This is a genomic window from Teichococcus coralli (genome assembly GCF_009829925.1).
Classification (GTDB): Bacteria; Pseudomonadota; Alphaproteobacteria; order Acetobacterales; family Acetobacteraceae; genus Pseudoroseomonas; species Pseudoroseomonas coralli.
Map to the genome: position 1 here is coordinate 186748 of NZ_SNVJ01000009.1, position 12505 is coordinate 199252.

Consider the following 12505-nt stretch of genomic DNA (forward strand, 5'->3'; position numbering starts at 1 on the left):
GCGGCAGGATGGGGCTTCCGATTGACCCAGATGGGAAGCGCCTCGATGTCTCGCCTGATTGCCTCCGCCCTGGCCTTGCCGCTGCTCCTCGCCGTGCCGGCAGCCGCCGCCGAAGTGGAGGTTCATGCCCTCAACCGCGGCGGCAACGGCGCCATGATGGTGTTCGAGCCGGCGCTGGTCCGCATCCAGCCCGGAGATACGGTGCGCTTCGTCGCCACCGACAAGGGGCACAACGCCGAATCCGTTCCCGGCATGCTGCCGGATGGCGCCGAGGCCTTCGCCGGGCGGATGAACGAGACGATCACCATCACCTTCGACAAGCCCGGCGTCTATGGCATCCGCTGCAAGCCGCATTACGGCATGGGGATGGTGGCGCTGGTCGCGGTGGGGGCGCTGGAGAACGAGGCGGCCGCCCGCGGCGTCGGGCATCCGGGCCGGGCGAAGCAGGTCTTCGGCCAGCTCTTCGGCGCGCTCGACGGCCAGCTCGCCGCCGTGAAATAGCGGCAACCCGGGCTTCGCCAGGGGAAACCCCGCCGCGCCTGTGCCTTTAGTCCCGGTGACGCCCCACCTGCCGTGGGGCCATGGACCCACTGGGAGGTGACAGCGATGCACAGGCACCCGCAGCATCGGAGCGACGTGGTGGTGGTGACCGGCGCGTCGGCTGGCGTCGGCCGGGCGGTGGCACAGGAGCTTGCCCGGCGCGGCGCCCGCATCGGGTTGATCGCGCGCAACGGGGAGGCGCTGGAGGAACTGGCCGGGCAACTTGTCGCCAACGGCGCCGCCGCCGCGCTGCCGCTACCCTGCGACGTCGCCGATGCCGACGCCGTCTTCGCCGCCGCCGAGCGGGTGGAGGCGGAGCTTGGGCCGATCGACGCCTGGGTGAACAACGCCATGGCCACCATCTTCGGCCCGGTGCACGACATCGCGCCGCAGGAGTTCCGCCGCGTCACCGAGGTGACCTATCTCGGCTACGTGCACGGCACCATGGCGGCCTTGAAGCACATGCGGCCGCGCGACCGCGGCACGATCCTGCAGGTGGGCTCGGCGCTGGCCTATCGCAGCATTCCGCTGCAGAGCGCCTATTGCGGCGCCAAGCACGCCATCGTCGGCTTCACCGATTCCCTGCGCACGGAGTTGCGGCACGACAGCAGCAACATCCAGGTGACGATGGTGCAGCTGCCCTCGGTGAACACCCCGCAATTCGCCTGGGCGCGCACGCGGATGCCGCACGCGCCGCGGCCCGTGGGCGCGCCGGTGGAGCCGCAGGTGGTGGCGCGCGACATCGTGGCGGCGCTGGAGAACCCGGCGCGGGAAAGCTGGATCGGCGGCGCGACGGTGCTGGCCATCCTGAGCGGGCTGATGGCGCCCGGCATCGGCGACCGCTATCTCGCCAGCACGGCGGTGGAGGGGCAGATGAGCGACACGCCGCTCGACAAGCCGCGGGAGGGCAACCTGTTTCGCCCCGTCACGGGCGTGGAGCGCGCCTTCGGCCCCTTCGTGGGGGAGGCGAAGCACCAGGCGGTGCAGGTGGACGGCGCCTGGATGCGCTATGGCGCGGCGGCCGCCACGGCGCTGCTGGCCTGCGGGCTGGGCTTCCTGCTCGGGCGGCAGCAGGACCGGTGAAGGGCCGGGGGCCGGCCGCGCGCCGGCCCCCTCTGCGCTCAGGCCGGCATGCGCTGGTCGTAGTGGCGGATGAAGCGGGCGCAGAGGCCGGTCAGCTTCTCCACGAGCGCCGCGCCCGTCTCGGCCGAGCTCAGCTTCGGGTCGCCGCCGCCGACGCCCTGGTTGTACACCTCGTCATACTCGATCGGCAGGCCCACCTCGGCGCCCTCGAAGCTGCCGGCGCCGAGCGTCATGTGCGGGATGTCCAGCTTGCTGTTGCGCTGCAGCGGCCGGCCGGCGGGAACCATGTCCGGCCGCATCATCTCGGGGAAGAGGTGCAGGCCGAGGCTGGTCAGCGGGTCGGCGCCATGGCCGGAGACCGCCTTGGCCTTCTCGGCGCCCAGGATGCCGGGCAGTAGCCCGTAGGCGATGCGCCAGAGATAGAGGCTCGGGATCAGCGTGCCGTCGCGGCGGTAGATCTCGCGCGTGACCTCGACGATCGGCCCGACATTGCCGCCATGGCCGTTGATGACGATGACGCGGGAGAGCCCGTTGCGGAACAGCGAGCCGAACATGTCCTCCAGCACGCGGGCGAGCGTCGCCTGGCTGATGGCGATGCCGCCGACCATCGGGCCGAAATGGTCGGCGCCGCCGAAGGGCAGCACAGGGGCGACCACGGTGCGCGTGCCCATTTCGGTGGCGCGCAGCGCGGCGAGTTCGGCCACCTTCTCGGCAAGCAGGTAGTCGCCCATCGGGGCGTGCGGGCCCTGGTCCTCGTGGCTGCCCATCGGCAGCAGGATCACCGGCTTCTGCGCCAGCAGCTCGCGCGCCTCGCCGCCGGTGATGGTGCCCATGTGGACCTTGGGCTCAGTCAGATGTGCCACGACTGTGGGTCTCCTCTTCGGGGTAAAAGGTCAGGGGGAGATGAATTCCCCCAGGCGTGTTTCACGCGATTTCGCCCACCCGGATGCAGGCCACCCTTCTCCCATCCTCAAAGGGCAGCAACTCCGGGACCGTTGCCGCGCAGGCCTCGACGGCGTGCGCGCAGCGGGTGCGGAAGACGCAGCCGGAGGGCGGGTTGGCCGGGCTGGGCGGGTCACCTGGCAGCAGGATGCGGGTGAGCCGCCGGGCCGGGTCGAGCCGCGGCGTCGCCGAAAGCAGGGCGCGCGTATAGGGGTGCGCGGGCGCGGCGAAGATGGCCTTGGCAGGGCCTTCCTCCATGACGCGGCCGAGATACATCACGATCACCCGGTCGCAGAGATGCGCCACCACCGGCAGGTCGTGGCTGATGAACAGCAGCGCCAGGCCGAGGTCGCGCCGCAGCTCGTCGAGCAGTTGCACCACCTGCGCCTGGATGGAGACGTCCAGCGCGCTGACCGGCTCGTCCGCCACCAGGAAGTCGGGGTTGGTGGCGAGCGCGCGGGCGATGCCGATGCGCTGCCGCTGCCCGCCGGAGAACTCGTGCGGGAAACGCTGCGCATGGGCGGGGTCGAGCCCGACGCGGGTGAGCANACGCTGCGCATGGGCGGGGTCGAGCCCGACGCGGGTGAGCAGGGCGGAAACCTTTTCCGCCACCTCGCGGCCGCTGGCGCGGTGGTGCAGCACGATGCCGTCGGCGATCTGGGAACCGACCTTGCGGCGGGGATCCAGGCTGCCATAGGGGTCCTGGAAGACGATCTGCAGGCGCTGGCGCAGCCGCCGCCACTCGGCGCCGGAGACGCCGGCGAGGGGGCGGCCCTCGACCAGCACCTCGCCGTCGCTGGCCGGCATCAGGCCAAGCATGAGGCGGCCCAGCGTGCTCTTGCCCGAGCCGCTTTCGCCGACCACCCCCACCGCCTCGCCGCGCGCCACGGCGGCGTCGATGCCGCGCACCGCCTGCACGGGGCGGCCCTTGCGGAACATGCCCTTGCCCGGGAAGGTCTTGGAAAGGCCGCGGGCCTCGATCAGCGCGCCGCTCATGCCGGCACCTCCTCCTTCGGGTGCGCCAGCTCGGTCCAGCGGATGCAGCGCACGGCGCGGCCGGGCGCGGCCATGTCGAGCGCCAGGGGCGCGGCCGAGCAGGCGGGGATCGCATGGGCGCAGCGCGGCGCGAAGCGGCAGCCCTCGGGGAAGGCATGCGGCGGCGGCACCACGCCGGGGATGCCGCTGGGCTGGGTCTCGCCCTCCGGCACGGCGGCCAGCAGGGCACGGGTATAGGGATGCAGCGGGTCGTGGAACACCTCGGCCACGCTGCCCTGCTCCACCACCTGCCCGGCATACATGACGACCACGCGCTGGGCGATCTCGGCCACCACGCCGAGGCTGTGGGTGATGAAGACGATGGCGGTGCCGGTCTCGCGCTGCAGCTCGGCCAGCAGGTCGAGGATCTGCGCCTGCACGGTGACGTCGAGCGCGGTGGTCGGCTCGTCGCAGATCAGCAGGTGCGGGCGGTTGGCCAGCGCCATGGCGATCATCACCCGTTGCCGCATGCCGCCCGACATCTCGTGCGGATAGGCGCGCATCCGCCGCTCCGGGTCGGCGATGCCGACGCGGCGGAACAGCCCCTCCGCCTGCTTCCAGGCCGCTTCGGCCGAAACTCTCTGGTGCGCTTGGATGGCCTCAGCAACCTGCGCGCCGGTGCGGTAGACCGGGTTCAGGCTGCTCATCGGGTCCTGGAACACCATCGCCATGCGGCCGCCGCGCAGCTTGCGCATCTCCGGCTCGGGCAGGCGCAGCAGCTCGGTCTCGCCGAACCAGGCCTCGCCGTTCACCACGCGCGCGACCGGCGGCAGCAGGCCCATCAGCGCCGTGGTGCTGACCGACTTGCCGGAGCCGCTCTCGCCGACGATGGCCACCGTCTCGCCCGCCCGGACGTTGAAGGAAACCTCCTGCACCGGGCGGATCGGCCCACGCGGGGTGTCGATCTCGACGGTGAGGCCCTGCACGTCCAGCACCGACTCGGGCGTGGCGTCGCGGCGCGGCAGCAGGCCGGGCAGCAGGCGGTCCACGGCGCGCAGCCGGGGACGGGGGCCGGAGGTGCGCGGGTCCACCGCGTCGCGCAGCGCGTCGCAAAGCAGGTTCATCGCCAGGATGGTCAGCGTCAGCACCGCGCAGGGCCAGAACAGCAGCATTGGCGCCTGGTCCATGGTGGCGCGGGCGCCGCGGATCATCAGGCCCCAGGAAGGCGCCGGCGGCACCACGCCGAGGCCCAGGAAGGAGAGGCCGCTCTCCAGCACCACCGCCGAGGCGACGGCGAGGCTGAGCTGCACCAGCACCGGCCCGGCGACATTGGGCAGCACCGTGCGGAGCAGGATGCGCGGCGCCGGGGCGCCGAGCGCCCGCACCGCCTCGACATAGTCATGGCTGCGGGCGGAAAGCACCTCGGCATAGGTGACGCGGACGAAGCCGGGCAGGTAAAGCACCGAGAGCACCAGGATCAGCGTGCCGGCGCCGGGGCCCATCAGCGTGACCACCAGCAGCGCCAGCAGCACGGGCGGGAAGCAGAGGATGACGTCCATGCTGCGCACCGCCAGCAACTCGCCGAGGCCCCTGAACCAGCCGCCGATCAGGCCGAGCAGCGTGCCGAAGATGCCGGCGATCAAGGCGGAGGCGAAGGCCACGCCCAGGCTGGTGCGCGCGCCCCAGATCAGCCGCGAGAGCACGTCGCGGCCGAACTCGTCGCGGCCCAGCGGGGAGCCGGGGAGGGGACCGGCCAGGCGATGCATGATGTCCTGGCGGATCGGGTCCGTCAGCGGCAGCAGGGGAGCGGCCAGGGCGGCCAGCAGGATCAGGCCCACCAAGGTACCAGGGACGATCAGGCGCTTCATGGCCTTCCTCCTTGGGCAAGAAGGTCGGGGAAATGAGTTTCCCCGAACCCCTTTCTTTTTTCTGTCAGTTGGGCGCGCGCCATTGTCACGCCGCGCGGATCCGCGGGTCCAGCGCCGCGTAGAGCAGGTCCATGATCAGGTTGATCAGCAGGAACAGGCCCGAGATCGTCAGCACGATGCCCACCACCATGGGATAGTCGCGCGCCTCCACGGCGCGCAGCAGCGGCGTCGAAAGGCCCGGCCAGTTGAACACGTATTCCACCAGCACCGTGCCGCCGAGCAGCGTGCCCATGTGCAGGCCCAGCACCGTCAGCACCGGGATCAGCGCGTTGCGCACCACATGGCGCACCAGCACGCCGCGCGGCGTCAGGCCCTTGGCGCGGGCGGTGCGGACATGGTCGCGCGAGAGCGCATCCAGCACCGAGGCGCGCGTCATGCGGAACAGCACGGCCGCCAGGCCCTTGGCGATGGTGAGCGCCGGCAGGGCCAGCAGCGCGAGGTGGCGGCCAGGATTGTCGGCGAAGGGCACGTAGCCCCCCGCCGGCATCACCCGCAGCCATTGCGCCAGCATCAGGATCAGCAGCGTGCCGACGACGAAGACCGGCACCGCCAGCAGCAGCGCCGCCAGGCCGGAGGCGACGCGGTCGAAGGCCCCGCCACGGTGCAGCGCGGCGTAGGTGCCTGCCGGCAGCGCCACGACGATGGCGAGGATCGCGCCGGCGAAGATCAGCTCCAGCGTTCGCGGCAGGCGCAGCGCCACCTCGGCGAGCACGGGATAGTCGTCGATCAGCGAGTTGCCAAGGTCGCCGCGCGTGAGGCCGCGCAGGAAGCCGCCGTATTGCACCAGCAGCGGGTCGTTGAGGCCGAGGCGGTCGCGCAGCTCGGCCACCGCGCCGGGGTCGGGCATGATGCCGCCCGTCGAGAGCAGAAGCTCCGCCGGGTCGCCGGGGACGAGGTGCAGCGTCATGAAGACGATGCTCGCCACCAGCCAGGCCAGGATCAGGGAGACGCCGATGCGGCGCAGGATCCAGGCCATCAGGCGAACGCCGCGGTTTCGAGCTGGGTGCCGGAAAGGGTGGTCAGCGCGCCGGGCAGGTTGGCGAAGCCCTGGACGTTGCGCTTCATGCCGTAGCCCTGGCTACGCCAGGCGAGGCCCACCATCGGCACCTCCTCCAGCGCCGCGCGCTGCATGTCCTTGTAGGTCGCGACGCGCTTCTGCGGGTCGAACTCCGCGCGGCCCTGGGCCAGCAGCGCGGCGGTGCGCGGCGCCTGCACCCCGAAGGAGCGGCCATGCGAGGGGGAGAGCGTGGTGTCCAGCACCGAGCTCAGCCCGTCCGGGTCGTTGTTCTCCGCCGTCGTGCCATGGATGGCGATCTCGTACTGCCCGCGCGTGCCGAGGCTGACGCGGGTGGACCAGTCCGGCAGGCGCAGCTCGCACTGGATGCCGATGGCGGCGAGGTGCTGCTGCACCACCTCCGCCGTGTCCTTGTGCATGCCGAACTGCGCGGTGGCGAGCAGGGTGGTCTGGAAGCCGTCGGGGTGGCCGGCCTCGGCCAGCAGCGCCTTGGCACGGGCGGGATCGTAGTTCCAGCCATGCGCGAGCTGCTCGTCGTACCAGGGCGTGCCGCGTGGGATGGGCACGCCCTCGAGGGGGCTGCCGCGGCCGAAGAAGGCGGTCTTGACGATGTCCTCGCGGCGGATGGCATGGGCCACGGCGCGGCGCACCCGCGCATCGGCGAAGGGGCCGCGCGTGCCGTTGAACAGCACGTCCATGAAGGGCCCGTCCACCGCGTCGAGCTTCAGCGCGGGGTCGCTTTCGACGGCGGCCATGGACTGCCAGGGAACGTATTCGATCATGTCCACGTCGCCGGACTGCAGCGCGGCGGCGCGCAGGTTCTCGTCGGCATAGACGACGAAGCGGATGCGCTTCAGCCTGGGCAGGCCGGGCTTGTAGAAGCGGTCGAAGGCGGTGAGCTCCAGCGAGCTGCCGCGCTCCTGGCCGGTCAGGCGGTAGGGGCCGGCGCCGACAGGCTCGTTGGGCGCCGACTTCCGCCAGACCATGGCCATGTTGTAGCCGCCGAACCAGTGCGGCAGCGTGGCCACGGGTTCCTTTGTCACCAGCCGGAGGGTGTGCGCGTCGGGCGTCTCGATGCGTTCCACGCGCTGGAACTGCGCGCGCATGTAGGCGGTGGAGCGTTCGCCGGCGATCTGTTCCAGCGTCCATTTGATGTCGTCGGCGGTGACCGGCTCGCCGTTGTGGAACACCGCGTTCCTGCGCAGGCGGAAGACCCAGGCGCCGTCATCCTCGTGCGACCAGGATTCGGCCAGTTCGCCCCTCAGCTCACCCTGGCTGTCATAGGAGACGAGACTGCGGTGGATCAGCAGCTTGACGGTGCCGGCGGAGGCGCCGGTGCTCGCCCAGGGCTGCAGGTTGGGCGGCCAGGCGGAGAGGCCGAAGCGGAGCGTGTCCGGGGTGGACTGCGCGCGCGCGGGGCGACGCAGCAGCGGGAGCGTCGCACCTGCCAGCAGCAGCGAGCGTCGGGGCAGGGTGGTCATGGGCAAGCCTCCAGCCTGGCGAAGCGTCGCGCGTGAATGCGCAGGTGGAAGGGTCCGGTGAGAAGCCGCTATCCGTCAAGGAAAGCAGCCGCAAAAAAGCCCGGGCGAGGACGGAAAGTGACGCGAAGGGAAGCAGGGCCGTGTATCGGGTGCCGCGAAGCGCCCGGATTTTGCGCATGCGAAGAAAGTCTGAAGCCCCGGACGCGGAAAGATCCGCCAGGCCGGCCCGCAGCCATTCTCGAACGGGCGCTCAGATCCTCGCGCAGCGATCGTGCTTTCAGGCCGGGCCCGTCGCGGGCACATCCCAGGACGGCAAAAATGAAGAAGCGGGTTCGGGGAGGCACTCGTTCTTCCGACCTTTCCCGCCTCGTGATCCCGCCCTAGTGTCCGGCCCACGAAGCTTCTGGGCCTATCCACGAAGGCGGCGGACCAGCAGGCCCCTGAAAGCAGAGCCTGGTGCCCCGGCGCCGAAGCCCGGAGGACTTTGCGATCAGGACACCAGGGCTGAGTGGTGTTCGAGAAAGGATGTGACCTTCGCATGGATCGCCCATCCGCCGACCTGTCGCGGCGCCTGGCGCCGAACTGGTTCGCGCGTGCGCGGCTGAAGCTGCGGCACCTGCAGTTGCTGGCCGCGCTGGACGAGACGCGCAACCTGAACCGGGCGGCACTGGGCCTCGGCATCACCCAGCCCGCCGCATCGAAGCTGCTGGCCGAGGTGGAGCAGATGGTGGGCGCCTCCTTGTTCGAGCGGCGGCCGAGAGGGCTCGTGCCGAACCTCCAGGGCGAGGCGCTGGCGCGGCGGGCGCGCTCGGCGCTGGTGGAGCTGGAGCAGGCGGCGGTGGAGCTGAACAGCCTGGAGGCCGGCTCCGGCGGCCGGGTGGCGCTGGGCAGCGTGACGGCGCCGGCGGTGGACATCGTGGTGCGGGCGGTGGAGGCGGTGCTGCGGGCGCATCCGGCGCTGGAGATCGCCGTGGAGGTGGACAGCAGCCCCGCCCTGGTGGCACGCCTGCTGGAAGGGCGGCTGGACTTCGTGCTGGCGCGTATTCCACTGGATGTGGAGGCTGCTGGCCTCGAGTACCGCGAGGTGGCGGAGGAGGCGCTCTGCCTGCTGGTGCTGGAGGGTCATCCGCTGCTCGCGCGCGAGACGGTCGCGCCCAGGGACCTGCTGGCCTACGGCTGGGTGCTGCCGCCGCCCGGCAGCCTGATGCGGCAGGAAGTGGAGCGGCTTTTCCGGCGCCACGGGCTGCCCGGGCCGGAGCGGGTGCTGAACACGGATTCGGTGCTGCTGGGGCTGGCGGCGCTGGTGCAGGGGCCGTCCATCTGCGTCGTCACGGCCTCGGTGGCGCAGCTGCTGGAACCGGGCGGGCGATACCGCCGCTTGCCGCCGCTGGAAGGAGGGCAGAGGCTGGCGGTGCCGCCCTTCGGGCTCATCCGCAGCCGGGTGCGGCCACTTTCGCCGGCAGCGGGGCGGCTTTACGACCAGGTCGCGGCGCAACTCTTCGGGGGAGGCGCCGCCTCCCCCGAACCCCCTCCGCCGGGGGGATAGTTTTCCCCCGGACCCCACCGGCCGTGGATCAGTGGCCCCAGCGCAGGACCAGGGCGTCCAGGCGCTTCGCCAGCTCGATCAGGCCGGCGCGGGTGGCGTCGTGCAGCGGTGCGATCGGGGCGCGCGGGCGGCCGCAGCGGATCACGCCGCCCTCCTCCATCAGCGCCTTGGCGGCCAGCAACCCGCACTGGCGGTTCTCGTAGTTGATCAGCGGCAGCCAGCGCTGGTAGGCGTCCATCGCCTCCTCGCGGCGGCCGGCCTGGTAGGGGTCCATGATCTGGCGGATGCCATCGGGGAAGCCGCCGCCGGTCATCGAGCCGGTGGCGCCGGCATCGAGGTCGGCCATCAGGGTGATCGCCTCCTCGCCGTCCCAGGGGCCGACGATCGCCTCGCCGCCCTGCGCGATCACCTCGCGCAGCTTGGCCGCCGCCTGCGGTACCTCGATCTTGAAGTAGGAGACATGCTCGATCTCCTTGGCCATGCGGGCCAGGAAGCCGGCCGAGAGCGGCGTGCCGGCCACCGGCGCGTCCTGGATCATGATCGGGATGTCGATCGCGTCCGAGACCTGCTTGAAGAACTGATGGATTCCGAGTTCTGGCACGCGGATGGTGGCGCCGTGATAGGGCGGCATCAGCATGACCATCGCCGCGCCGAGGTCCTGGGCGCGGCGGCTGCGCTCGGCGGCGATGTGGGTGGCGAAATGCGTCGTGGTGACGATCACCGGCACGCGGCCGCCGACGTGCTTCAGCACCGCCTGCATCACCTGCTCGCGCTCCTCGTCCGTCAGCACGAACTGCTCGGAGAAGTTGGCGAGGATGCAGAGGCCCTGCGAGCCGGCATCGATCATGAAGTCCACGGCGCGGCGCTGGCCGTCGAGGTCGAGCCGGCCCGCCTCGTCGAAGACGGTCGGCACCACGGGAAAGACGCCGCGATAGGGGCCGCGATGCTGGCTGCTCTGGGCTTGGGACATGGTTGTTTCCTCCTCAGTGGTTGTCGCGGGGCACGGGCGAGCCGCTGCGCCCCACGAGGAAGTCCAGGTCCACGCCCTCGTTCGCCTGCTGGACGTGGTCGATGTACATCTTGACGTAGCCGCGGTCGGCCGCCGGCGGCGGCGGGGTCCAGGCGGCGCGGCGGGCGGCCAGCTCGGCCTCGTCCACATGCAGGTGCAGCGAGCGGGCGGCGACGTCGAGGGTGATCATGTCGCCGTTGCGCACCAGGGCCAGCGGGCCGCCGGCGGCCGCCTCGGGCGCCACGTGCAGCACCACCGTGCCATAGGCGGTGCCGGACATGCGGGCGTCGGAAATGCGGATCATGTCGCGCACGCCCTGCTGCAGCAGCTTCTTCGGGATCGGCATGTTGCCGACCTCGGCCATGCCCGGATAGCCCTTCGGGCCGCAATTCTTCAGCACCATGATGCAGGAGGCATCGATGTCGAGGCTGTCGTCGTCCTTCAGCTGGTGCAGCTCCTCGATGTTCTCGAAGACCACGGCGCGGCCGGTGTGCTTCATCAGCTCCGGCGAGGCGGCGGAGGGCTTGATGACGGCGCCGTCGGGCGACAGGTTGCCGCGCAGGATCGCCATGCCGGCTTCCGGCTTGAAGGGAGAGTCCTGCGGGGTGATGACCTCCCGGTTGTAGCACTCCGCGTTCCTGACGTTCTCCCAGATGGACTTGCCGTTCACCGTGGGGGCGTCCTTGTGCAGCTTGCCGGCCTCGGCCAGGGCGCGCAGCACCACCGGCAGGCCGCCGGCGTAGTAGAAGTCCTCCATCAGGAAGCGGCCGGAGGGCATCAGGTCCACCACGCAGTCCACGCCGCGGCCGAGGCGGTCGAAGTCGTCCAGCGTCAGGGGAATGCCGACGCGGCGGGCGATGGCCAGCAGGTGCACCACGGCATTGGTGGAGCCGCCGATGGCGCCCAGGGTGCGGATGGCGTTCTCGAAGGCCTCCCGGACCAGGATCTTCGAGAGGACGAGGTCCTCATGCACCATCTGCACGATGCGGCGGCCGGCGAAGCGCGCCAGCTCGTTGCGGCGGGCGTCCACGGCGGGAATGGCGGCATTCCCCGGCAGGCCGACGCCCAGCGCCTCCACCAGGGAGGCCATGGTGGAGGCGGTGCCCATGGTCATGCAGTGGCCGGAGGAGCGGTTCATGCCCGCCTCGGCCTCGTGGAACTCCTCCAGCGTGATCTCGCCGGCGCGGAGCTGCTCGCTCATGGAGATGATGTTGGTGCCGGAGCCGATCATCTGGCCACGATAGACGCCGCGGAGCTGCGGGCCGCCGGAGACGCCGATGGTGGGCAGGTCAGCGGAGGCGGCACCCATCAGCAAAGCGGGGGTGGTCTTGTCGCAGCCCATCAGCAGGATGACGCCGTCCAGCGGGTGGGCGCGGATGGCCTCCTCGACGTCCATGGCGGCCAGGTTGCGGTAGAGCATGGCCGTCGGGCGCATGGTCACCTCGCCGAGCGAGGAGACCGGGAACTCCAGCGGGAAGCCGCCGGCATCCAGGACGCCGTAGCGGACATGCTCGGCGATGGTGCGGAAGTGGGAGTTGCAGGGGTTCAGCTCGGACCAGGTGTTGCAGATGCCGATGACAGGCCGGCCGTCGAACTGGTCCTGCGGGAAACCGCGGTTCTTGAGGAAGGACCGGTAGTAGAAGCCCATCTTGTCCTGCCGGCCGAACCAGGCCTGGCTGCGCAGGGGCTTGCGGGTGCTCATGGAACGTCTCCGCTCGGGGAAGGGGAGGCGCCGTGACGAAGGCCGGCCCAGCGGACGGCAAGCGCCACGCCGCTAGGGCGGAGCGGATGGCGTCGTGAACGGACCGGCATCGCGGTCAGCCTCCCTGGCTGGCTCCGCCTTCCATGGGGGAGCCTTGAATCGGTCGGGTTTAGGAGAGGGAGGCATCACCGTCCAATGCCGTCTTCGGCTCGGCATATGCCGATATGGATATGACGACGGAAGAATGGTGGCAGGTCGCGCTGGATTTTGGGGTGTGTTGGTGA

At 71.0% G+C, this 12505-nt stretch carries 10 protein-coding genes; 3 read left to right on the forward strand and 7 right to left on the reverse strand.

All coding sequences use genetic code 11. From position 1 onward, the window contains the following. The first annotated feature begins 45 nt into the window (after positions 1-45). Both E0493_RS12610 and E0493_RS12615 read left to right on the forward strand, forming a co-directional pair. Positions 46-501 (forward strand): pseudoazurin, encoded by a 456-nt coding sequence (locus E0493_RS12610; protein ID WP_202397093.1) that lies wholly within the window; start codon positions 46-48, stop codon positions 499-501. A gap of 105 nt (positions 502-606) precedes the next feature. Then, positions 607-1623 (forward strand): SDR family oxidoreductase, encoded by a 1017-nt coding sequence (locus E0493_RS12615; protein ID WP_160937302.1) that lies wholly within the window; start codon positions 607-609, stop codon positions 1621-1623. A gap of 38 nt (positions 1624-1661) precedes the next feature. On the opposite strand, the gene E0493_RS12620 is transcribed toward E0493_RS12615, so the two are convergent. The 5 genes from E0493_RS12620 to E0493_RS12640 all read right to left on the reverse strand — a co-directional run bounded on the left by E0493_RS12620 (position 1662) and on the right by E0493_RS12640 (position 7964). Continuing rightward, complete coding sequence (locus E0493_RS12620; protein WP_367614508.1) at positions 1662-2486, reverse strand: creatininase family protein; 825 nt, start codon at positions 2484-2486, stop codon at positions 1662-1664. A gap of 61 nt (positions 2487-2547) precedes the next feature. Next, positions 2548-3561 carry an ABC transporter ATP-binding protein gene (locus tag E0493_RS12625; protein WP_160937303.1) on the reverse strand — a complete coding sequence of 338 codons (1014 nt, stop codon included), beginning with the start codon at positions 3559-3561 and terminating at the stop codon, positions 2548-2550. Beyond that, positions 3558-5408, reverse strand: a complete 1851-nt coding sequence (locus E0493_RS12630) for a dipeptide/oligopeptide/nickel ABC transporter permease/ATP-binding protein (RefSeq protein ID WP_160937304.1) — start codon at positions 5406-5408, stop codon at positions 3558-3560. The genes E0493_RS12625 and E0493_RS12630 overlap by 4 nt, the downstream gene beginning before the upstream one ends. Before the next feature lie 85 nt (positions 5409-5493). After that, positions 5494-6444, reverse strand: a complete 951-nt coding sequence (locus E0493_RS12635; RefSeq protein WP_160937305.1) for an ABC transporter permease — start codon at positions 6442-6444, stop codon at positions 5494-5496. Continuing rightward, positions 6444-7964 (reverse strand): ABC transporter substrate-binding protein, encoded by a 1521-nt coding sequence (locus E0493_RS12640; RefSeq protein ID WP_160937306.1) that lies wholly within the window; start codon positions 7962-7964, stop codon positions 6444-6446. Before E0493_RS12640 ends, E0493_RS12635 begins: the two co-directional genes overlap by 1 nt. 538 nt (positions 7965-8502) lie before the next feature. Between E0493_RS12640 and E0493_RS12645 the strand changes: the two genes are divergently transcribed. Beyond that, positions 8503-9510, forward strand: coding sequence for a LysR family transcriptional regulator (locus E0493_RS12645; RefSeq protein WP_160937307.1), 1008 nt, complete (start codon positions 8503-8505; stop codon positions 9508-9510). 28 nt (positions 9511-9538) lie between these two features. On the opposite strand, the gene E0493_RS12650 is transcribed toward E0493_RS12645, so the two are convergent. Beyond that, positions 9539-10480, reverse strand: coding sequence for a dihydrodipicolinate synthase family protein (locus tag E0493_RS12650; protein ID WP_160937308.1), 942 nt, complete (start codon positions 10478-10480; stop codon positions 9539-9541). Positions 10481-10493: 13 nt separating this feature from the next. Next, the gene (locus E0493_RS12655; protein WP_160937309.1) at positions 10494-12221 is read right to left on the reverse strand and encodes an IlvD/Edd family dehydratase; all 1728 of its coding nucleotides are present in this window, start codon (positions 12219-12221) and stop codon (positions 10494-10496) included. Positions 12222-12505 lie beyond the last annotated feature (284 nt).